23 protein-coding genes are annotated in these 21,441 nt (G+C 67.6%); 10 read left to right on the top strand and 13 right to left on the bottom strand.

What is annotated here, in order from left to right; translation table 11 throughout:
- Nucleotides 1-79: 79 nt before the first annotated feature.
- Nucleotides 80-796, bottom strand: coding sequence for a cutinase family protein (locus A5727_RS24940; RefSeq protein WP_068257136.1), 717 nt, complete (start codon nucleotides 794-796; stop codon nucleotides 80-82).
- A gap of 247 nt (nucleotides 797-1,043) precedes the next feature.
- On the opposite strand from A5727_RS24940, the gene A5727_RS24935 reads away from it, so the two are divergent.
- The 6 genes from A5727_RS24935 (at nucleotide 1,044) to katG (ending at nucleotide 7,308) form a co-directional block, all read left to right on the top strand.
- Nucleotides 1,044-1,841 carry a TetR/AcrR family transcriptional regulator gene (locus A5727_RS24935; RefSeq protein ID WP_197507754.1) on the top strand — a complete coding sequence of 266 codons (798 nt, stop codon included), beginning with the start codon at nucleotides 1,044-1,046 and terminating at the stop codon, nucleotides 1,839-1,841.
- A 50-nt stretch (nucleotides 1,842-1,891) separates the two neighbouring features.
- A complete protein-coding gene (locus tag A5727_RS24930; RefSeq protein WP_068257133.1) occupies nucleotides 1,892-3,070 on the top strand; it encodes an FAD-dependent oxidoreductase in 1,179 nt (392 codons plus the stop codon).
- A gap of 59 nt (nucleotides 3,071-3,129) precedes the next feature.
- Complete coding sequence (locus tag A5727_RS24925; protein WP_068256884.1) at nucleotides 3,130-3,696, top strand: hypothetical protein; 567 nt, start codon at nucleotides 3,130-3,132, stop codon at nucleotides 3,694-3,696.
- Nucleotides 3,697-3,806: 110 nt separating this feature from the next.
- On the top strand, nucleotides 3,807-4,451 hold the full coding sequence (locus A5727_RS24920) for a dihydrofolate reductase family protein (protein ID WP_068256881.1): 645 nt from the start codon (nucleotides 3,807-3,809) through the stop codon (nucleotides 4,449-4,451).
- 135 nt (nucleotides 4,452-4,586) lie between these two features.
- Nucleotides 4,587-5,018: a Fur family transcriptional regulator gene (locus A5727_RS24915; protein WP_068256878.1), complete on the top strand. Its 432-nt coding sequence runs from the start codon at nucleotides 4,587-4,589 to the stop codon at nucleotides 5,016-5,018.
- Nucleotides 5,019-5,049: 31 nt separating this feature from the next.
- The gene (gene katG / locus A5727_RS24910; protein ID WP_068256875.1) at nucleotides 5,050-7,308 is read left to right on the top strand and encodes a catalase/peroxidase HPI; all 2,259 of its coding nucleotides are present in this window, start codon (nucleotides 5,050-5,052) and stop codon (nucleotides 7,306-7,308) included.
- 43 nt (nucleotides 7,309-7,351) lie between these two features.
- On the opposite strand, the gene A5727_RS24905 is transcribed toward katG, so the two are convergent.
- Nucleotides 7,352-7,972, bottom strand: coding sequence for an FKBP-type peptidyl-prolyl cis-trans isomerase (locus A5727_RS24905; RefSeq protein WP_197507751.1), 621 nt, complete (start codon nucleotides 7,970-7,972; stop codon nucleotides 7,352-7,354).
- A gap of 134 nt (nucleotides 7,973-8,106) precedes the next feature.
- Here A5727_RS24905 and A5727_RS24900 point away from each other — a divergent pair, with 134 nt between their 5' ends.
- Nucleotides 8,107-8,289, top strand: coding sequence for a hypothetical protein (locus A5727_RS24900; protein ID WP_068256872.1), 183 nt, complete (start codon nucleotides 8,107-8,109; stop codon nucleotides 8,287-8,289).
- A 131-nt stretch (nucleotides 8,290-8,420) separates the two neighbouring features.
- Here the strand turns inward: A5727_RS24900 and A5727_RS24895 are convergent, their stop codons facing one another.
- The 7 genes from A5727_RS24895 to mddA form a co-directional block, all read right to left on the bottom strand.
- The gene (locus A5727_RS24895) at nucleotides 8,421-9,023 is read right to left on the bottom strand and encodes a methyltransferase family protein (RefSeq protein ID WP_068256868.1); all 603 of its coding nucleotides are present in this window, start codon (nucleotides 9,021-9,023) and stop codon (nucleotides 8,421-8,423) included.
- Nucleotides 9,024-9,134: 111 nt separating this feature from the next.
- On the bottom strand, nucleotides 9,135-9,632 hold the full coding sequence (locus tag A5727_RS24890; protein ID WP_068256864.1) for an AbfB domain-containing protein: 498 nt from the start codon (nucleotides 9,630-9,632) through the stop codon (nucleotides 9,135-9,137).
- 101 nt (nucleotides 9,633-9,733) lie between these two features.
- Nucleotides 9,734-10,684, bottom strand: a complete 951-nt coding sequence (locus A5727_RS24885) for an alpha/beta hydrolase (protein ID WP_068256861.1) — start codon at nucleotides 10,682-10,684, stop codon at nucleotides 9,734-9,736.
- Between the two features lie 120 nt (nucleotides 10,685-10,804).
- A complete protein-coding gene (locus tag A5727_RS24880; RefSeq protein ID WP_068256858.1) occupies nucleotides 10,805-11,242 on the bottom strand; it encodes a hypothetical protein in 438 nt (145 codons plus the stop codon).
- A gap of 31 nt (nucleotides 11,243-11,273) precedes the next feature.
- Complete coding sequence (locus A5727_RS24875) at nucleotides 11,274-11,864, bottom strand: ATPase (RefSeq protein WP_068256855.1); 591 nt, start codon at nucleotides 11,862-11,864, stop codon at nucleotides 11,274-11,276.
- Between the two features lie 22 nt (nucleotides 11,865-11,886).
- Entirely contained in the window at nucleotides 11,887-12,276 is a 390-nt protein-coding gene (locus A5727_RS24870; RefSeq protein ID WP_068256852.1) for a TA system antitoxin ParD family protein, read from the bottom strand.
- Between the two features lie 67 nt (nucleotides 12,277-12,343).
- Nucleotides 12,344-13,114 carry a methanethiol S-methyltransferase gene (gene mddA / locus A5727_RS24865; protein WP_068257125.1) on the bottom strand — a complete coding sequence of 257 codons (771 nt, stop codon included), beginning with the start codon at nucleotides 13,112-13,114 and terminating at the stop codon, nucleotides 12,344-12,346.
- Nucleotides 13,115-13,319: 205 nt separating this feature from the next.
- Here mddA and A5727_RS24860 point away from each other — a divergent pair, with 205 nt between their 5' ends.
- The 3 genes from A5727_RS24860 to A5727_RS24850 all read left to right on the top strand — a co-directional run bounded on the left by A5727_RS24860 (nucleotide 13,320) and on the right by A5727_RS24850 (nucleotide 17,744).
- A complete protein-coding gene (locus A5727_RS24860; RefSeq protein ID WP_068256846.1) occupies nucleotides 13,320-13,613 on the top strand; it encodes a CDGP domain-containing protein in 294 nt (97 codons plus the stop codon).
- 96 nt (nucleotides 13,614-13,709) lie between these two features.
- Nucleotides 13,710-15,263 (top strand): alpha/beta fold hydrolase, encoded by a 1,554-nt coding sequence (locus tag A5727_RS24855; RefSeq protein WP_157521557.1) that lies wholly within the window; start codon nucleotides 13,710-13,712, stop codon nucleotides 15,261-15,263.
- A gap of 276 nt (nucleotides 15,264-15,539) precedes the next feature.
- The gene (locus tag A5727_RS24850) at nucleotides 15,540-17,744 is read left to right on the top strand and encodes a molybdopterin-containing oxidoreductase family protein (protein WP_068256843.1); all 2,205 of its coding nucleotides are present in this window, start codon (nucleotides 15,540-15,542) and stop codon (nucleotides 17,742-17,744) included.
- Here A5727_RS24850 and A5727_RS24845 read toward each other — a convergent pair.
- The 4 genes from A5727_RS24845 to A5727_RS24835 form a co-directional block, all read right to left on the bottom strand.
- Entirely contained in the window at nucleotides 17,729-18,514 is a 786-nt protein-coding gene (locus A5727_RS24845) for an SDR family NAD(P)-dependent oxidoreductase (RefSeq protein ID WP_068256840.1), read from the bottom strand. The two genes, A5727_RS24850 and A5727_RS24845, sit on opposite strands and share 16 nt — an antisense overlap.
- Before the next feature lie 43 nt (nucleotides 18,515-18,557).
- Nucleotides 18,558-18,704, bottom strand: coding sequence for a hypothetical protein (locus A5727_RS27680; protein ID WP_157521556.1), 147 nt, complete (start codon nucleotides 18,702-18,704; stop codon nucleotides 18,558-18,560).
- A 70-nt stretch (nucleotides 18,705-18,774) separates the two neighbouring features.
- Entirely contained in the window at nucleotides 18,775-19,584 is an 810-nt protein-coding gene (locus A5727_RS24840; protein ID WP_068256835.1) for an LLM class F420-dependent oxidoreductase, read from the bottom strand.
- 142 nt (nucleotides 19,585-19,726) lie between these two features.
- Nucleotides 19,727-21,415 (bottom strand): GMC family oxidoreductase N-terminal domain-containing protein, encoded by a 1,689-nt coding sequence (locus tag A5727_RS24835; RefSeq protein WP_157521564.1) that lies wholly within the window; start codon nucleotides 21,413-21,415, stop codon nucleotides 19,727-19,729.
- Nucleotides 21,416-21,441: the final 26 nt, after the last annotated feature.

Raw genomic sequence — 21,441 nt, 5'->3', positions numbered from 1 at the left:
CGATTGTGCAGCAACACCCCGGCCTTGCCGCAAGCCCCGGGGTGCGCGGTACAGTGAGAGGGGGAGGCGGTCGCGCCCGTCACGCGGACTGGGTGAGCGGATTCCGCGCCAACGCGTTCACGGTGAAATCGGCTGCCTGATCGGCCATTCCATTGCTCTTGTAGCCGCTGTGCGCCGACCTGTCCAGGCCACCGGGGAAGCACACGGGATCTCCGGGTGCGCACAGTTCGAGGGTCTTGGCCGAGTAGAGGGACCCGATGGTGAGGGGCGGGGCATCACGGTCGACCAGGTTCAAGAACCAGTTGTCGGGTGTGCCGAACAGGATCACCGCCGCGACGTGCGGCGCGACGGCCGGGGGCATGGGCCCGCGGATGCCCGCGGGCAGGGTGAAGCCCTCGGGAACCGCGTCGGCCGTGATGTACCCGGCGACCGCGGCGCCCTGCGAGTACCCGCCGACCACGATTTCGGTGGCGGGGCACTCCGCCGCGATCGCCTCCACCTTGGCGCTGGCGTCCTCGACCCCGTCGGCTGCGGCCTGAAAGTCCAGAGATGCGGGGTAGTCGACGGGGTAGGCCACGACGTTCCGGCCGGGCAGACGGGCAGTGAGCGCATCGACGAAGGCCTGGCCGGTGTCGCCCACGCCGGGCGCCTCGAAGGTGCCGCGGGCGAACACCACCTCGACGTCGGGACATGACGGATCCACTGCGGCCGAGGCGGTTCCGGTGGCTGGACCGTCGGACAGCGCCAGCAGGGACAGCGCCGCCGCGGCGACAGTGAGGACACGAGATCGCGACATGGTCTGCGGGGCGGTCTGGGCGGACACATCCGCTCCTTTCAGGGGGCTTCGTCGGTCACCCCAAGGCTTCCGCGTCGCCGCACACCGCACATCGATGCCAGCGGCCACACCGGTTACCTGCTGGCAGGTACGTCCCGCACCGCTGTCGGCCCTGCTGGGCCACGATGTGGAACCCAGCTATAGCTGTACTCTAGTCTCGTCTCAACGAAAGGGGCGTGCTGTGGCGAGCCGATCGGACGACCACCGGGTGCCGGTGGAGCTGGTCGACGCGGCGCTGCGGGCCTCCGAGGAGACGGGCAGGGCCGTCGCCGAGGTCCCCATCACGCTCATCGCGCGACATGCCGGAATCTCCCGAAGCACGCTGTTGCGTCGCCTGGGCGGTTCCCGCAGGGCGCTGGACCAAGCCGTGTGCGCGCACGGGGTGGACCCGGGCGGCCGACTTCCGGTTCGCATCCGGGCCGTCGACGCGGCCGCGCAGTTGATCGGTGAGAATGGCTTGGCAGCAGCGACATTGGACGCTGTCGCGGCTCGTGCCGGGTGCTCGGTGCCCAGTATCCACGCGATCTTCGGAACCCGGGATGGGCTGTTGCGCGCAGTGTTCGAGCGGCACAGTCCGGTTCAGGACGTCGAGGAGTTCCTGGCCCAGCCGCATGGAGAACTGTCGGAGACGGTCCGCGAGTTCTACCAGGTCATCGCCGCCGCGTTGGGCCGGGCGCCCCGAGTGGTCGGCGCGATGTTCGGCGAGGCTTTCGCCCGCCCCACCAGCCCCGCGGTCCAGGCGCTCGCCGGCCATGGTGCGCCCCGGATGCTGGCGCTGCTGGGTCAGTGGCTGACCGGCGAGATCCAGGCCGGCCGCATCCGCGATGAGCCCATCCTCCTGCTCGTCCAACAACTGATGGCACCGATGCTGGTGCACGCGCTGATGCGTCCGGTCGCCGAGAAGATCGCGCCGGCGGAACTGCCCGAACTGGACACCGTGTGCGTGGTGTTCGCCGAGAACTTCGTCCGTGCCGTCGGCACGCGTCAGAGAGAGGATCACCCGTGACCCGTATCGAATCGACCTCGTGTGCCATCGCGGGCGGCGGCCCGGCCGGCATGGTGCTGGGCCTCCTGCTTGCCCGCGCCGGGGTGGAGGTGACCGTATTCGAGAAGCACGCGGACTTCCTGCGTGACTTCCGCGGCGACACGGTCCACCCGGTCACGCTGCGTCTGTTGGAGGAGCTCGGGCTGTTCGACCAGTTCGACGCGCTGCCCCACACCAGGTTCGAGCGTGCCCAGTTCGACGTGGGTGGCCGTCAGGTGACGGCGGTGGATTTCCGCCGGCTCGACCTTCCCCATCCCTATATGGCCCTGGTGCCGCAGTGGGATCTGCTCAACCTGCTCGCCGAGGCCGGAAGCCGAGAGCCCACGTTCACCTTGAGGACGAGCACGAAGGTCACCGGACTGCTGCGCGACGGCGACACCATCACCGGAGTGCGCTACGAGGGTCCTGACGGACCGGGTGAACTGCGCGCGGACCTGACCGTGGCCTGCGACGGCCGCACGTCGGATGTGCGGCGCGAGGCCGGGCTGGTCCCGAAAGAGTTCCCGGTGCCCTTCGACGTGGGGTGGTTCCGCATCGATCGGGTCGGTGACGCGCAGTATCAGCTGATGCCGCGGCTCTCATCCGAGCTGGCGTTGATCCTCATTCCCCGGGAGGGGTATTTCCAGGCGGGCTGCTTTCTTCCGAAAGGCGGCGAGGCACAACTGCATGCGCGCGGTTTCGAGACCTTCCGCTCACAGGTTGCCGCTCTGGTGCCCGAGGCCTCCGTCGCGCCGCTCACCTCGTGGGAGGACGTCAAGGTGCTCGATGTGCGGCTCAACCGGCTGCGCCGATGGCACCGGCCGGGGTTGTTGTGCATCGGTGACGCCGCCCACGCGATGTCGCCGGTCGGCGGCGTCGGCGTGAACCTGGCCATCGCGGACGCTGTCGCCACCGCACGTCTGCTGGCCGGCCCGCTGCTGGCGCATCGAGTCACCTCCCGCGACCTCGAGGCCGTGCAACGGCGCCGGCGCATGCCCGCCGTCGTCACGCAGGCGGTGCAGCGGTTCATGCACCGCCGGCTCGCGCCGGTGATCCTGTCGGGACGAACACCGCAGTTCCCGCCGGTGCTGGCCCGCGTGGGCGGTGCGCTGCTGAGTCGTATTCCGGCTCTGTCGGTGATCCCGGCGTACGCGATCGGTGTCGGTCTTCTTCCCGAGCACGCCCCAGAGTTCGCACGCCGGACGGCGTGACGCTGAGCCGGGGAGGCGCTAGCCTTTTCCGAAGCATCCAGAGAGGACATCCCCGACTCATGACTTCACGACTTCGCGGCACCCGGTCGGTCGCCGCCGCTCGACTCGGAGTCGCGGGCCTCGCCGTCCTCGGCGGCGCGCTGACGTGGGCGGGTTCGGCGTCGGCCGATCCGGCGGAACCCGCGCCCGGCGTTCCCGTCGTCACCGAGGGCGAAGGCCTCGTCGGGCCTCCTCCGCCGCCGCCGGCCGGGCCACCGCCGGTTCCCGAGATGGCCAACCCGGTCTACGGCCAGGGGGAGACCCCGGGCGCGTTCGGCTACCTGCGTGACCTCTGGCAGACGGCTCGCAGTGGTGACCCCCGAGGGCTGATGTCCGGGCCGCCGGCGAGTTCGCCCCCGCCGCCGCCGGGAGCCGGTCCCGCGCCCGCGCTGCCGCCGGGCTTCGTGTCGTTGAACGCGCCGGAATCCACCACGTCGTCGACCGTTCGCAGTTCGGACGAGCCGGTCTCGGGCCCACCGCTGCCGCCCGGGTACTACTCCCTCAATGGTCCGCCGCCTCCGGGGTGGTACGACACGCCCCCGCCGGACCCGAACGCGAGCCTCATCCCGATTCCCGGGGCGCAGTGACCGCGCTTCGAGCCCGTTTCACCCGACAAGGGCAGGTTCCAGACATCCTGCGATGAGCCGTGGCATCAGGCTGAGTCTGTACATGTGACGTCCAGACTCAGGAGGAACACGTGACGCAGCTGCTCAAGGTCCAGAATTTCACCGTCTCCAGGGACGGCTTCGGCGCCGGGGTGAACCAGAGCTTCGAGCGCCCCTTCGGCCACGCCGACCCCCAGGCCATGTTCGTCTGGGCCGGTGCGACCGCCAGCTGGCCCAACCGCACGGATCCCGGAGGCACTCGCGGCCTCGATGACTTTCTCACCCGTGACTTCGCCAACAATATCGGTGCGGAGATCATGGGCCGCAACAAGTTCGGGCCCCAGCGCGGACCTTGGCGCGACCACGAGTGGCGGGGCTGGTGGGGTGCGGAGCCGCCGTTCCACACGCCGGTGTTCGTGATGACCCATCATGAACGGCCGTCGTTCACTCTGTCGGACACCACCTTCCACTTCCTCGACGCGGACCCAGCCACCGTTCTCGACCGTGCGAAGGACGCCGCGACGGGCCGGGATGTGCGCCTCGGCGGAGGGGCGAGCATCATCCGGGCATTTCTCGACGCCGACCTCGTCGACACCCTGCACGTCGCGGTCTCGCCGGTCGAGATCGGTTCAGGATCGCGCCTGTGGGAGTCGCCCGACGAACTTCGCGACCGATTCCACGTCGATGTGGTGCCGAGCCGCAGCGGAGTCACCCACCACCTGTTCTGGCGACGGTGACGTTTGCGCGATACCCACCTGCGGATCGTTTCAAACCTGAATATCGAGGGATATTCGAGTCCGAGAAACTATTGGCCTGCAACGAATTTCAGTAAAGGCTTGATACCGTCCAGCTTGCGGTCCACACTCGAATGGATGGCTGATGGCCTCGAATTCACAGGTATGTTGCGGGCGTCCGGACTCCGGGTCACCCGGCCCCGGCTCGCGGTGCTGCACGCGGTGAGCGAGTATCCGCACGCCGACACCGAGACCGTGATCCGCGCTGCCCGCGCCCACGTGCCTGACATTTCGCATCAGACCGTGTACGACGCACTGAACGCGCTGACGGCGGCGGGCCTGGTCCGGCGCATCCAGCCGAGCGGATCACTCGCACGCTATGAGACGCGGGTCGGGGACAACCACCACCACGTGGTGTGTCGCTCGTGCGGAACCATCGCCGATGTCGACTGCGCTGTCGGTGAAGCTCCGTGCCTGACCGCCTCCGAGGACCGGGGGTTCGAGATCGACGAAGCTGAGGTCATCTACTGGGGACTGTGTCCCGCATGTTCAGCCGTCCGAAGTTCCTGATCACCCGTGATCGCAGCCCGGTCACCCCTCGATGAAAGGCCAGAACGTGACTGACACCTCCGACACCCGGCCCCCGCACAGCAGTGCCGGCACGGCCAGCAAGAGCGAGTCTGAGAATCCGGTGATCGATGCGCCGACCCCCAAGGTGCACGGCCCCCTGACCAACAAGGACTGGTGGCCCGAACAGGTCGACGTATCGGTGCTGCACCGCCAACCCGCCAAGGGCAACCCGCTCGGTGCGGACTTCAGCTACAAGGAGGAGTTCGCCAAACTCGACGTCGAGGCGCTGCGGGCGGACATGCTGGCGCTGATGACCTCCTCGCAGGACTGGTGGCCCGCCGACTACGGCAGTTACGCCGGCCTGTTCATCCGGATGAGCTGGCATGCGGCCGGAACCTACCGGATCCACGACGGCCGCGGCGGCGGCGGTCAGGGCGCCCAGCGATTCGCCCCCATCAACAGCTGGCCGGACAACGTCAACCTCGACAAGGCCCGCCGACTGCTGTGGCCGATCAAGCAGAAGTACGGCAACAAGATCTCCTGGGCCGACCTGATCGTGTATGCCGGGGACGTCGCGCTGCAGTCGGCCGGCTTCAAGACGTTCGGTTTCGCCTTCGGCCGTGAGGACATCTGGGAGCCCGAGGAGGTCCTGTTCGGGCAGGAGGACACCTGGCTGGGCACCGACAAGCGCTACGGCGGCACCAACGACTCCGACCGCAAGCTCGCCGAGCCGTTCGGCGCCACGACCATGGGCCTGATCTACGTCAACCCCGAAGGCCCAGAGGGCAAACCGGATCCGCTGGCCGCAGCGCACGACATCCGGGAGACGTTCGGCCGGATGGCGATGAACGACGAGGAGACCGCCGCCCTGATCGTCGGCGGCCATACGCTTGGCAAGACGCACGGCGCCGGCGACGGCGACCTGGTCGGCCCCGAGCCCGAGGCCGCCCCGATCGAGCAGCAGCAGCTGGGCTGGAAATGTGCGTTCGCCTCCGGCAAGGGGCCCGACACCATCACCAGCGGCCTGGAGGTGGTGTGGACCACCACGCCGACCAAGTGGAGCAACAGCTTCCTGGAGATCCTGTACGGCTACGAGTGGGAGTTGACCAAGAGCCCCGCCGGTGCCTGGCAGTTCCAGGCCAAGGACGCCGAGCCGATCATCCCGGACCCCTTCGGTGGCGCGCCGCGCAAGCCGACCATGCTGGTCACCGACATCTCGATGCGGGTTGACCCGATCTACGGCCCAATCACCCGTCGCTGGCTCGACCACCCCGAGGAGCTCAACGAGGCCTTCGCCAAGGCCTGGTACAAGCTGCTGCACCGCGACATGGGACCCGTCAGCCGGTACCTCGGCCCCTGGATTCCGGAACCCCAGCTGTGGCAGGACCCGGTGCCGGCCGTCGACCACCCGTTGATCGATGAGCAGGACATCGCCACCCTGAAGAGCCGGGTGCTCGACTCCGGGTTGTCGGTGCCGCAGTTGGTGAAGACCGCGTGGGCCTCGGCCGCGAGCTTCCGGGGTACCGACAAGCGCGGTGGCGCGAACGGGGCCCGGCTGCGTCTGGAACCACAGCGCAACTGGGAGGCCAACGAGCCGTCCGAACTCGCCAAGGCGTTGCCGGTGCTCGAAGGCATCCAGCAGGATTTCAACGCTGGAGCGTCCGGCGGCAAGAAGGTCTCGTTGGCGGACCTGATCGTGCTGGCCGGCTCCGCCGCGATCGAGAAGGCGGCCAAGGATGGCGGGTACGACATCACGGTGCACTTCGCCCCGGGACGCACCGACGCCTCCCAGGCTGACACCGACGTCGACTCGTTCGCGGTGCTGGAAACCCAGGCCGACGGGTTCCGTAACTACTTCCGCCCGGGGGAGAAGGCTCAGCTGGAACAGCTGTTGGTGGACAAGGCGTACTTCCTCAACCTGACAGCTCCCGAGATGACCGTTCTACTGGGCGGTCTGCGCTCGCTGGGCGCCAACCACGGTGGCAGCAGGCATGGCGTCTTCACCGACCGGCCGGGGACGTTGAGCAACGACTTCTTCCGGAATCTGCTCGACATGGGCACGGAGTGGAAGCCGTCCGAGAGCACGGAGAACGTCTACGAGGGCCGTGACCGCGCGACGGGTCAGACGAAGTGGACCGCCACCGCGAATGACCTTGTCTTCGGCTCGAACTCAGTGCTCCGCGCCGTCGCCGAGGTCTACGCCCAGGACGACAACGCGGGCAAGTTCGTCGAGGACTTCGTCGCCGCGTGGGTCAAGGTGATGAACAACGATCGGTTCGATCTGGACTGAGCCGGACCGTTGCGCACCGAGTGCCGGGTCGGACCCGGGCGGCTCAGCTGGTGGCGTCGAGGATCTTGATCGCGAAGACCAACGAGTCGCCCGGCTGGATCCCGGCGCGCGGCTGCCCCTCGGGGTAACCGTCAGCAGAGGTCATCGCGACCGCGACCGTCGACCCCACGTTCTGGCCCGCGATCGCCTTCTGGAAGCCGGGCACCACGCCGGTGAGCGGGAAGTCGACCGGTGCGCCTCGGTCGTAACTGCTGTCGAAGACCGACCCGTCACGGCCGTTGACGCCCATGTAGCAGACCAGCACCGTGGCCGTGTCGGCAACGACGGGACCGTCGCCCGGCTTGAGCGTCTGCACCTGGGTCTCGGCCACGCTGAACGGTCCGTCAACCGTGACCAGCGGTGCCGTGGTGTCGGTCGACCCGGTCACCGCGATGTTGCCGGTGGTGCCGGCCAGCGTCCACTCGGGTGTGCCGCCGCTCGCGGGCGCCGCCGTGGGGCAGGCGCTGGCGGCGGCGGGCGTCTCGGTGGACACCAGTTCGGCGGCCGACGAGGACGTGGCCGATGCTGCGTTGTCCTTGTCGGATCCGCAGGCGGCGAGCGACATGGTCAATGCTGCGGCACAGGCCGCGAGCGCGACGGGTGAAGACACACGGGAGAAGTTCACGGCCGCCACGGTACAGGTGTGGTGTCACGCCGTGGTGGGACTCGCCCGAGTTCTTCGGGCCCGCACCCTGGTCTGGCTGTCACCAGCCGCCCGGCTATTGTTCGGAGTCGATCAACTCTCAGGGAGGGGCAGTGATGGCGTCAGAGCAGGAACTCACCGTCGGCCAGAAGATCAAAGTCGGCTTCCAGGCTGCAGGCGCCTTCGCCCGCAACCCGAAGGCCCTGGTCGCGCTGGTGAAGTATCAGCTCGCCCAGCGCAAGCAGGCCAAGACCCAGCCCGAGCCCGGAACTCCGGAGGCCGGCGCCCCCGAGGTGTGATCGCAGCGCGTCATGTGATCGCCACGGCTTGTGCCGCCGGACGTGTGGTCGGGCACTCGCTGGGTGCCCACTGTCCTGAGCTGTTGGGCCAGTGGGCCAAGGCGGTCGACGAACTGTGACGGTCCCCGCCGTCAGTTGCGCCCGATGCCGGGAACGAAGCGCCCCACCGACGCGCGGTAGTCGCGGTAGGTCTGGCCGTGGGTGTGAAGCAGATACGGCTCTTCGACGACGCGCACCTGAAGCTCGATCGTCGCCAGCAACACGGCAAAACCGGCGAGCGCCAGTGGGTTTGGTGTCATCAGGGCGACGCCGGCGGCGAAGATCAGCATCGCCGTGAAGATCGGATTTCGCACCACGCCGAACACCCCGTGTCGGACCAGTGTCGTGGTCTCGCCGGGATCGACGCCGATGCGCCAGGATTCACCCATATCCCGCTGGGCGTAGAGCGTTGCCGCGATTCCGGCGACGGCCAGTGCGGTACCGAGGCCCTGGAGCCACGGTGTGTGCAGGGCCGCGACGGGCGCGAGGAGGCCGAGCAGTTGCAGCGCGGGGGCGGCGACTCCGACGACGATCGCGGCGATGAAGCCGGCACCGGCGCACCACTCCAGCGATCCGGGATTCCCGTGGATTCCGCGGAATCCCGTTGAGCCGGTGTGCCTGTACTGGGTCCAGCTGCGCCAGCAGAAACCGAGTGCACCGAAGACCAGGTAGAGAATCAGGGCTGCGAGGGCCATGAGGCCGACTATACATCGAAATATGTACTATCGGAACGGTGCGCCACGCTCAACGAATGCGCCGGCACGCCGCGGGCAAACCGCCGCCCAACACCGCCACTGATGTCATGCCTATTGGTTCTGCGCGTTCAGCGGGTTCGTCATCCTGAACGTCGCTGCTTGGAAGTCGTCGGGAGTCACCGCTCGCTGGGCGAACAGTTGGAAGTTCCTCGCCACGATGTAGACGTCGCTCGACTCCGCCCAACGGAAGGAGACCTGGTTCGGGTCGATGAGTCCCTTTTCGAGAATGAAGGTCGAATCTCGCAGAACCTCGGCTTTGCGCTCCGGGTCCACGATGCCGTCAAAGAACTTCTCGTGTATGCGGTTTCCGTCGAAGGTGGCGATCATCATCAGGAACCCGGCAGGGGTGGAGCCGCGCCGCAGTTGGCCCTTCTGGCCGAATCCGCCGAACGTCCCGCCGGGGCCCAGCACCAGCCCTGAGCCCGTCCAGTTGATCGTGGCGTCCTCACGGTCCTGATCGGTGACGACAGTGGCGATGTCGGCGAAGCCGCCTCGCAGGACGACGAAGTGGTCTTGGAACCTGTTCGAGAACAGCGAGATCAGCGTCATGGTGCACCTCCGTGCATTGTGGTCAACCGCGTACCAGTCGAGTGTCGGTTCCGGACACTCTGCGACCGCGCGTAATCCACTACCCGAACGGATGGGGGCGATCAGAGGCCCGCGCGGAACTCCTCGACGACCCGCTCGATCGCGTCGACCACCGGGCGCGGGTTGTACAGGTGGATGTCGTGGCCGCTGTCGGTGGCGGTGATCAGTTCCACGCCAAGGGATGTCGCCAGGCGATCCTGACCTGCCCGCCAGTCCTCGAAGGTGACCTGCTCGGAACTCACCGGCTCCGGTGGCAGCAGGTCGGTGCGCCAGGGCTTGTCGGCCGCCAGCGCGGCAGCGGGTATCGCCGGCATCGGGGGCGCCGCGTCGATCTGTTGAAAGGCGTCGATGACCCGGACTCCTTCGGCGACCTGCGGTGAGGTCGCCGCATTGCCGGCGTCCCAGTTCTCGAGTTGGGCCGGACTGATGACATCGGCCATGTGCTCGCTCAGCGCGTCCACCATCACCAGGCCTGCCACCTTCTCCGGGTGGGTCCGGGTGAACAGCGTGGCCACGACCCCCGAATAGGAGTGCGCGACGAGGACCGAGGGCCCCTCGGCCCCGACGGCGGTCAGCAGGGCATCGAGGTCTGCCACGTCCAGGTCCACGGAATGCGGTTGGCTGCGGGGTGTGGTGAGGTCGGCGCCCTCGAAGCGGACATCGGGCCGGTCGTAGGCGCAGACGCGAGTGAACCGCGCGACCGACGGCAGCACGGCGTCCTGGCTGCCGACGAGTTCGCCGAATCCCCAGGGCAGGTCATCGCCCGGGCTGTCGTGGGCGGGGTCACCGGGGGCGAGCACCTGCGACCAGTCCTCGGCTCCGTTGCCCTTGCCGGACATCAGGATCACCGTCGGCGAGCCGGTCCCACGGCACTCGACGAACATGCTGCGGCCCGCTCCGATGTCGACGGCCCCGGTGACGTCGCCGACGACAGCGTCCGCGGCGGGGGTCGGGTACAGACCTGCGACCACCAGCATCACGCCGATCGCCGTCGGCAGGGATCGGCGGCTCATGGTGAATCGGCTCCCCGTCGTCGGCGGTCTCAGCGCGCAGCTTAGCCGTGACCCGCCCGCTCACCCAGTGTCCACCTGGGTCGTCGGTTGGACTCCGGCATCTGAGAGCCGGCGCGGTGGTTACGTCGTGATCCGCATTTCGGCACCCGGGTGTGAGCTCAGGGTGATCACGGCCGTGCCACGGCCCGTCTCGAAGGTGGAGTTGGCGTAGCCGATGAACCCGTAGTGCCCGTCGATCGTGGACACCGCCGTGATGTCCCCGCGTCCAGTGGCTCCCGTGTCCAGGTTCCGCCACGCGGCTGCGACGGTGAGCGAGCAGGAACCGTCGTAGACGCCGGCGTCGTAGTGGATTGCGACGCGGACACCGTCGTCGACCCGATCGCCGATCTGGACCGGCGCCGCCTGGGCCTCGGCGCTGACGGTGCCGCCGCACGTGGGGGAGGCCACCACCGGCACGGCCTCGAGTTGTGCGAACGCGTCGGCCTGGGCTGTGGGCAGGGTCAACAAGGGCGCCGTCAGGGCGGCGGCGAGCGCACCGCCCACGCGGATCAAGGTCATGTTCCTGATATCGGCGGACACGGGGGTGACGTTAGCGCGCACCGTCAGCGGGCCAGCGACTGACCAGCTCCTCGGCCGTCCACGTCGGCCAGGCGGGAGCGCCGATGACCGTGCCGGCCGTGAACTGCGCGACGATTCGGGGCCCTTCCCGCCGGGAGTTGTCGTAAAGGGTTGCGGTGTCGGCCATGTGGATCGCCTCGGCCACCAGCTGCCACAGACGCCGGTGCCGTTCGCGGATCTTGTCCTCGGGGACGTCGTGACCACCGTGCAGGACGCGCCGCCGCACGCGCTCGACGGCGAGATCCTCGGGGATCAGCACCGCGTGCAGCGCGACGGTGTAGCCCGCGTCGTGGGCGGAACGGATCAGATCCAGCTTCGATGGATGGGAGAAGACCGTCTCGGCGATGAACGATGCGCCGGCCTCGATCAGCTTGGCGCGGGTGTCTGCGGCGACCCGCGCTGCGTCATAGGCGTGGCCGAGGGGGTCGTCAGGCCAACGCTGTTTGGCGATCTCGTCGGCGTTGACGAACACGCTGCGCGCTAACAGCGGCGCCAAGGTGAAGGCGACGAAGGTTGACTTGCCCGCGCCGTTCGGACCGACGACGAGGTCCAGTCGTTTCACCGGCGGCTCGCGACGTCAGGTGTCATCGGTCGGTGCTGACCACCACGGCGGTGCCGTCGGGACGGTACTCGACGATCTCCCCGTCATCATTGAGCGCGACCGTCGTGATGCCCCGTGCCGCCAGGGTGTCACCGTAGTTGGTGCTGGACAGGGACTCTTCGATGGCGGCCGAGATCTCCGCGTTGAACACCAGACCCTCGTCCTCGGACAGGTCTGTGGTGTCCAGGCGGCCGGCCAGCGCGGCCTCGACGCGATGGCGCGAGGCCGTCTGATGGCTTGACACTGCGCGCCCCACCCGGGCCCAATGGTCGAGCTGCTGCTTGGCCGACCGGCTCTGGCGGGCCCCTTCGGCAGCGGCGCTGTCCATCAGGTCGGCGGCGACCCTGGTGACGCGATCGGCGACGTTCGTCATTCCCGCACCTCCTGTTGTAGCAGAATGCTACGCCTTGTAGCAGGATGCTACAAGGCGTAGCCCGCTCCTACCGCCGGGCGGGGGTGTCACCCGTCAGGAGGGCGTTCTGAGGCCGGCGGGGCCGCGGGATGAGCATGGGAACCGCCTGCCGGTATGCGGCGTAGCGGGATCCCAGCGACACCAGCAGATCCCGCTCCTCAAGCTGCAACGCGATGAGGATGTAGCCCGTCGTGGCGGACGCGAACAGCAGATGCCCGGCCGTCATGGTCGGCGCAGCCCAGAAGGCGATGAGAAACCCCAGCATGAGGGGATGGCGCACCACGCGATAGAACATCGTGGCCCGGAATCCGGTCTCGGACTCAGGTTGCGCCCGCCAGGCGGCCAGCACCTGCCGCAGCCCGAAGAGCTCGAAGTGATTGATCATGAACGTCGCGGCCAGCACGATCGCCCAACCGGCCCAGAACAGCACCCACACCGCGATCCGCGCGGGTTGATTCTGCACGTCCCAGACCATGACGGGAATCTCCCGCCACTGCCAGAACAGCAGCGCGAGCACCAGGCTGGCCAGGAGCACATAGGTGCTGCGTTCGATGACCGGCGGGACGTAGCGCGTCCACCATCGTTTGAACGCCGGACGAGCCATCACGCTGTGCTGCACCGCGAACAGGGTCAGAAGGGCGAGGTTGACGAGCAGTGCCTGCCAGAGGGGCGCGTCGACGGCATGGTCGACGGTGCGCGGCACCAGCAGGTCGCCGACGAATCCGATGGCGTAGAGAAACACCACCAGGAAGAACAGGTAGCAGACGGCGCCGTAGCCGACTGCGAGAACACGCGTCATCTTGGTCATGCCTCATCGTTGAACCGCGCGGTGCGGCGACACATGAGGCAACTGCCTCAATTGTTCTCACCCGCGCCGGGTCAAAGGTGGCACGAGCGGGTTGCCCCCGCGGTAACCTCAGTGCGCAGTGGCAGGGCTGTGGCGGGTATGTGCCACCCCACGTCCCCGGCAACGCACCCGGCGGCGATGTGACGGGAGAATCCCAATGAAGCTCGGCATCGGTGTTCTGGCAGTCGTGTTGGCGGCGGCGGGTCAGATCGCCTCCGCGCCGTCAGCCAGCGCCGGCTGTGTGTACGGCGGGCCAGTCATCAGTAAGTGCGACGGGCCGTTTCAGCCCGACGGCACCTGGGAGCGTTGTGTGGCGGTTTTCAACTATGTGCCCAGCGGCCTCAGTTCCCACCTGGTCCCGGTCAAGCGCTGTGATCTCATGGGCCCCGGCCGGCAGTATCCGCCTTGGGATTTCGCCTTCACCGACCCGCCGACCCGTATCGAGGGCTGAGCCCCGGCCCGGCTCGCCGGGGCAGAATTTTCAGGAACGACAATATGGTCGGCGCGTCTCGGTCCTCGTGTGCTGGGCGATGGCTATGTTGTCCGAATGCAATCGACTTCGCTGGCAGGACGGTTCAGCGTGTGCGCCGCCGCCATGCTCGTAGTGGCCGGATGTTCCCAGTCACAGGGAACCACGCAACCGCCGACCGCTGCCGCGGAGTCCGTCACCGCCTCCTACGAGGCTGCGCCGTGCCCGTCGCCGATGGTGCCGGGGGTGCCCGAGGCCGACTACGGACCCGACGTCGTGTGCGGCATCCTCACGGTTCCAGAGAATCGGTCGAAAGCCGATGGGCGAACCATCAAACTCACCGTCGCGACCTTCCCGGCGCAGTCCGCGGACCCCGATCCCGAACCGATGGTGTACCTGCACGGCGGCCCCGGCGGGACCATCCTGCCCTACGGCGAAGCCCTGCGTGAGTTGGGCATCAACCGCGACCGCGACGTGATCCTGGTCAGTGAGCGCGGCACCCTGCACGCCGATCCTCTGTTGGCATGCCCGGAGTTCGACGAGGTCACCGAGCAGTCGAAGGGGGTGTCATCGCTGGACCCTGACCTGGCCGCACGAAGCGTGGACGCGGTCCGCGTGTGCCATGACCGACTGGCGGCCAAGGGGATTGATCTGACCGCCTACAACACCGTCGAGAACGCAGCCGACTTCGCCGACCTGCGACGGGCGATGGGAATCGAGTCCTGGCACGTGTACGGCGTCTCCTACGGCACATACGTTGCCCTGCAGCTGATCCGCGACCATCCTGAGGGGATCAGCAGTGTGGTGCTCGACTCGGTTGTTCCGCCGCAGCGGAATCTGCTCGACAATCTGTGGAGCAGCACCGCCGGTGGCCTCAACGCCCTGTTCGACGCCTGTGCTGAGCAGCCTGCCTGTGCCGCCGCCTATCCCGATCTCGCCGAGGAGTTCTCGGCCACGGTGCGCAGACTGTCCGAAGATCCTCTGCGGGTTGATCTTCCGGCAACGCCTGACCGGCCGGCGCAGACTGTCGTGCTGGACGGCTACAAACTGGCCAACGTTGCGGTGCTCGCGAGCATGGACGCCACGCGTTACGCGGGCTTACCTCAGATGATCAGCGCGACAGCGCGTGGCGACGGACGCGCTCTGGCCGAAGCGGTCGCCGGAGGAGGGCAGATGCCGGGCCTGTTCAGCCACGGCCTCAAACTCGGCGTCCTCTGTGGCGAGTTCGCCCCGTTCACCACGCCGGAGGACATCGCGGCCGCGGGGCAGAAAGCGTTCCCGGGCTTTCCGGCGGAAGTCCTCGAACTGCAGCCACAGTTCGGCCGCCCCCTGGATGACTGCGGGGTGTGGCAGGTCAGTGCGAGTGATCCGCGCATAGCCGAGCCGGTGCACAGCGATCTGCCGGTGCTCGTGTTGGCGGGGACATTCGATGCGATCACGCAGGCCGGCCTTGCCGATGTCGTCGCCGAGACACTGCCGAACAGCACCGTGGTTCGTTTTCCCGCGATCGGCCACGACGTCTATGAGGAGTCGGAGTGCGGGCGTGAGGTGACGGCGTCGTTCTTGAATGATCCGAAGTCGGTGGCTGTGGAATGCGTGGCGCAGATGGAGATTCCGGAGTTCATCAGCTGACCTGCACGCTGGACTCGTGCCGTTCGGAGTGACGCCTGCGCCCGACCCTGCGTGAGTGCGGTCAGCGTCAGCCGCAGTGTCGCCGTGACCAGTGGATTCTTCGCCGGAATTGATGATTGTGTGGGCTGCGCCACTATTATATTGTCCAGTTAATTAGTCCGCCGCGGAATGCCCGGGTCGGAATTCGGCTCGGACGTCCGACGATCAGTGAGGCGCCGCTGTGCTGCACCTTCACTCATCGCCCGTATCCCCGGTTGCTGAAAGGATCCGCTGACGATGGCTGACGAGACGACGGTTCATAAGACGCTGTGCGCGGTCTGCCACAACTGTTGCCCGATCGAGGTCGACGTCGTCGATGGCCGCGCCGTCAAAGTTCGTGGGAACAAGGCCAATCGGCACTATGACGGGTTCTCCTGCGTCAAGGGCCGTGGCCAGCTCGAGTATCACTACTCACCCGAGCGGCTTCTGCACTCGCTCAGGCGTGGGGCCGATGGTCGCTACACACCGATCTCGTCGGCGCAGGCGATGGACGAGATCGCCACCCGACTGCAGCAGATGATCAGCGACCACGGCCCGCGTTCGATTTCGGCGTACTTCGGGACTCAGGCCTTTCAGGCCGCCGGTGCCTCGATGCCCGTGGCCAAGGGTTTCCTCGCCGCGATCGGAACGCCGATGGTGTTCGAGTCGGTGACCATCGACCAGCCCGGTAAGGCCATCGCCCCGGCGCTGCACGGCACCTGGTTGGGCGGCCGCTACGGCCCCAACGAGGCAGACCTGCTGATGCTGATCGGAGCGAATCCGCTCGTCAGCATGCTGGGGTTGCCGTTGGGCAACCACGGCAAATGGCTGACCAACAAGCTCGAGTCCGGTGGCCAGCTCATCGTCATCGACCCGCGGCGCACCGAAACTGCCCGTCGTGCACATCTTTTCCTGCAGCCGCTGCCGGGGCACGACGTGGCCATCCTGGCAGCGATGATCAAGGTGATCCTCGCCGAGGATCTGATGGACACCGAGTTCGTGTCCGACCACGTCGTGGGAGTGGCTGAACTCCGCGCTGCCGTCGAACCGTTCGACCCGACCACCGTCGCGGCAACAGCCGATCTGGATCCCGCAGACCTCGTGACGGCGGCTCGGATGTACGCCGCAGCCCGCCGCGGCTACATCGACGCCGGAACGGGGCCCAATATGGCCCAGTCCGGGACGCTGCTCGAATACATGATCCTCAACCTTGGTGCGCTGTGCGGAAACCGACGTCGCGCCGGCGAGGTCGTGGCCGACCCGGTGTCGCTGTATCCGCCGCTGCCCGCGGTGGCCCAGGCGCTTCCCCCGTACCCGGCGAACGGGCTGGGGGAGGCCATGCGGGTCCGGGGGTTGAGCCTTTCGGCGGCGGGGATGCCGGTGTCCGGGCTGGCCGAGGAGATCCTGACTCCCGGCGAGGGACAGGTGCGGGCACTGTTCAGTATCGGCGGGAACCCCATCGCCGCGTGGCCGGATCAGATCCGGACGGCCGAGGCGATGTCGGCACTGGAACTGCTGGTGCAGATCGACCCGTTCATGTCGCACACCGCGCGGTATGCCGACTATGTGATCGCCCCGCGGATGCCGCTGGAGACACCGCATGTCAGCCAGATCCTCGATTACCTGCAGGCCGCGGGCATCGGTCCGGGCGCCCCGTATGCCTACTACGGACCCGCCGTACTCGACACCCCTGAGGGCAGCGACCTGCTCAGTGAATGGGAGTTCTTCTACGGGCTCGCGCAGCGGATGGGGCTCAAGATCGAAGCTCCGCATCCGCTGGGATTGGTCGAGCCGATCCCGCTGGATATGACGCATCCGCCCACGGAGGAGGAGCTGCTCGACATCGTGTGCCAGGGTTCACGGATCCCGTTGGACGTTGTCCGCGCTCATCCGGACGGCCTCGAAGGTGAGCTCGCCGCCGAACCCGCCACGGTGGTCCTGCCGGGTGATCCGAATGCACCGACGCACCTCGATGTCGCCAACGCGCAGATGATGGAGGATCTCGGCGTCGTCGCTGATGCTGTGGCGCGCAACGGCACCGCGGACATGCTGCTGGTCTCGCGGCGTGAAATGCACACCACAAACTCGTCCTACAACGCGATGGCCGCCCGCGGCGGTCGTCGTCACAATCCCGCGTATCTCAACCCTGATGACGCGGCTCGCCTCGGCGTCGAACCCGACCAGGTGGTGTGCATCACGTCGGCCCGCGCCAGTGTCATGGCCATCGTGAGCCTCGACGAGTCCGTCCGGCCGGGGGTGGTGTCGATGAGCCACGCGTACGGCAACCCGTCCCCGGACGTCGACACGCCCGTGCAGGACGGGTCCAGCACCGCACGGTTGGCCGACGTCACCGTCGACTTCGACCGCTACTCGGGGCAGCCCCGCATGAGCGCGATTCCCGTCACGGTGACGCCGGCGCCACGCCGAGGAGCAGCGCGGCCCGAGCGTCAGAACTTGAGGTAGCCGCCGTCGATGCGCAGGACATCACCGGTGTGGTAGCGGCTCGCCGCGCTGGCCAGGTACACCGCGACCCCGCCGATGTCATCAGGTGAGCCCCAGCGGCGAAACGGAACACGAGGCAACACGCGCTCGCGGAACCGTTCGTCGTGCAACCCCTCCGAGGTCATCTCGGTGTCGAACCAGCCGGGAGCCACCGTGTTGGCGCGGATCCCGTAGCGGGCCAATTCGACGGCCATGCTGTCGGTCAGTGAGGTGACGCCGGCCTTGGAGGCCGCGTAGGCCGGCTGGCGCGGCATGCCCTGGAAAGCCCCGAGGCTGGACACCGCCACCAGACTGCCGCCGCGGCCCACCTCGACCATCTGGCGGGCGGCCTCGCGCAACGTGAGGAAGACACCGTCGAGGTCGACACGCGTGACCTCGCGGAACATCTCCAGCGAGGTCTCCAGCACCGGCGTGAACGCGCCGCGCACTCCGGCGTTGGCGAAACACGAGTCCAGACAACCGAACTCGCTGCGGACCCGGGCCATCGCTGCTGTGGTGGCGTCCTCGTCGGCGACATCGCAGACCAGCGGCAGCACCGGTCGACCGTGTCGGCGGAGTTGTTCGGCGGCGGTGTCCAGGCGGGAGGCGGTGCGGCCGAGGATCGCCAGGGACGCGCCTGCACGGGCCAGGCCCTCGGCCATGCCGAAACCGATGCCGGAACCGCCGCCGGTGACGACCGCCACGTGGCCGGTGAGGTCGAAGGGATTGTCAGTGGGTGCTGCGTCGGTCACGGGCCGACTCTACGCAGACGCTCGGCACAGGAACGCGGGCGCCCTATTCGTCTTCTTCCTCTCGACGGCGCGCGGCCTCGATCACCTCGGGCGGGGCGGGTTTCCGCAGCCAGGCGCGCATCCGCAGCAGGCCACCGGCGATCGTCCCGATGGCGAGCACCGCGATGACTATCCAGAACACCGTGGACATGGGCCCATTGTCCGCCCCTTGACGGCTGCTCGGGGCCGATACGCACCGCCCGGATGCTGAGAGCGGGACGTCATCCGTTGTCGCGCCAGGTGAGCACCTGCTTGAGTGGCGTGAGGTCGTAACCGTCGTCGGCGGTGAGTTCGGTCTGGAACAGCGTGACGCCTGCCTCGCGGAAGGCATCGGCACTGTCGGCGTCCTGCCAGAGTGTCGAGCGTTCGATGTCGGCGCCGTCGCGTCCGAACGTCTCTGCCAGCGCATCGACGCGGTCGCTGGCTCTGCGGAATGTGTCGAGTTCGGCGAATGCGTGCCAGATGTCGGCGTGCCGGGCAACGGCGGGCAGCGAACGCTTGGGGCCCGTGCCGCCGATGAGGATCGGTATCCTGCGCACCGGTGGCGGGATCAGTGCGGCGAGCCGGTTCTCGATACGCAACAGGCTCTCATCGAACAGATCGAAGCGGGAGCCGAAGGTGCCGAATTCGTAACCGTATGTGGTGTAGTCCTTTTCGTACCACCCCGCGCCAAGGCCGAGGATGAGCCGGCCTCCGCTGATGTGGTCGACGGTGCGCGCCATGTCTGCGAGCAGGTCCGGGTTGCGGTAGCCGACACCGGTGACGAGAAGTCCGATCTCGGCATGTGAGGTGATCTCGCCCCACGACGCCAGGGCGGTCCAGCCCTCAAAATTGGCGACATCGGGCTGGCGCTCCGACTGGATGGGTTTGCCGTCGACGATGGCGTCCAGCGCGGGGCGGTGAAAGTGGTCGTAGCCGAAGATCACGTCGACGCCGAGATCGTCAGCGGCCAGCACGGCGTCACGCCAGGTGCGGTAGTCGGGCGCACCACCGGGCTGAATCTGCACGGCGACGCGGATTGGGCGGGTCATGAATGCTCCTGGGTCGGGGGAGAGGCGACCCTTGAGCCAAGTCATCGGGGGCGGGGTTTATTCCGGATCAGACGTCGTTGTCGGTGGAGCACTGTTCTACACGACCGGCTGTGTTAGCGAGCACAGGCGGAAAAGTGCTGCGCTACAAGTGAAAACGAGTCATTTTCAAGATTGCCCGCGCTGCGCGCTCGGCGATCAGCATGACCGGGGCGTTGGTGTTGCCCGAGGTGATGGCGGGCATCGCCGAAGCGTCAGCCACCCGAAGACCGGCGACGCCGAAGACCCGGCAGTCGGTGTCGAGCACCGTGGCGGCCGACCGCGGCAGACCGCGTCCGTCGAAGGCGCCCATCGCGCAGGTGCCCACCGGATGAAAGATGGTGGTGCCCAGTTCACGGGCCGCCGTCTGCAAATCGTCGTCGCTGACCAGTTGCGGGCCGGGAAGCACCTCCCGCGGGTGGTAGCGCGCCAAGGCCGGTGCCGCCATGATCTGCCGGGTCATCCGGAGCCCGCGCACGGCAGTTTCGCGATCGGCGTCCGTGGACAGGTAGTTGCAGAAGATCTTGGGGCTGGTCAGAGGATCCGCGGTGGCCATCCGCACATGGCCGCGCGAGGTGGGGCGCAGGTTGCAGACTGACGGAGTGATGGCGCCGTAGGGGTGCAGAGGCTCGCCGAACTTGGGCAGAGACAACGGCTGCACATGCCACTCGAGATCAGGACTGGCCAGCGAGGGGTCGCTCTTGGCGAAGGCACCGAGGGTGGACGGCGGCATCGTCATGGGCCCCGATCTCATCACCATGTACTGGATTCCCATGCCCGCACGGGTGATCCAGTTCCGGTAGAGCGTGTTGACGGTGCGTGCGCCTTTCACCCGGTAGACGGATCGGATCTGCAGGTGATCCTGGAGGTTCTCGCCGACTCCGGGCAGATCGACGGCCACCGGCACCTGGTGTTCGGTGAGCAGCCCGGCGGGTCCCAGGCCCGAGACCTGCATGAGGTGTGGTGAGCCGATGGCGCCTGCGCTCAGGATCACCTCCCGGCGTGCGTGGACGTCCACGGTCTGGCCGTCTTTGAGCAGTCGCACGCCGGTGACGCGGTGCTGGGCGGTGGTCCAGGCGCCGCGGCGCTGATTCTCCTGGACCTGATCGTCCATCAGCAGCTTCAGGGCCTGGGTGTGGGTGTAGACGGTGAGGTTGGGGCGGTGCGAGATCGGGTGCAGGAAGGCGTCGGCCATCGACCAGCGCCGACCGCGTCTCTGGTTGACGTGAAAATAGGCGCTGCCGGAGTTGTCGCCCCGGTTGAACTCCTCGATCGGCGCAATGCCCAGTTCGGCAGCCCCGTCCTGCCAGGCGTCGAGGATCTTCCAGCGCACCCGCGGCCGCTCGACCCGGATCTCACCACTGTCGCCGTGCCATTCGTCGGCGCCGCCGAAGTAGTTCTCCAACTCCTTGTAGATGTCCAGGGTCTGGCCGTCGGGGCCGCCCCAGAGCCATCGGTCGTCGCCGGTGGCCTGCGCCCAGAGCTCGTAATCGCTGGCCTGCCCGCGCATGTGGATCATGGCGTTGATCGATGAGCAGCCGCCGATCACCCGGCCCCGCGCGTAGATGATGCTGCGGTCGGCCAGACCGGGATCGGGCTCGGTGGTGAAACACCAGTCGGTGCGGGGGTTGGCGATGGTGTACAGATAACCCACCGGGATCTTGATCCAGAACCAGTTGTCCCTGCCGCCGGCCTCGATCAACAACACCCGGTGATCCGGGTTGGCGCTGAGCCGATTGGCGAGCAGGCAGCCCGCGCTGCCCGCGCCCACGATGATGTAGTCGTATTCGGCCACAGGGCTGCTATCCGGCACCGTTCCTC

Source organism: Mycobacterium sp. ACS4331 (genome assembly GCF_001667265.1).
In the GTDB taxonomy this organism is placed as follows: domain Bacteria; phylum Actinomycetota; class Actinomycetes; order Mycobacteriales; family Mycobacteriaceae; genus Mycobacterium.
Note: the sequence above shows the minus strand (reverse complement) of the source record. Positions and strands in the feature narration are given on the sequence as shown.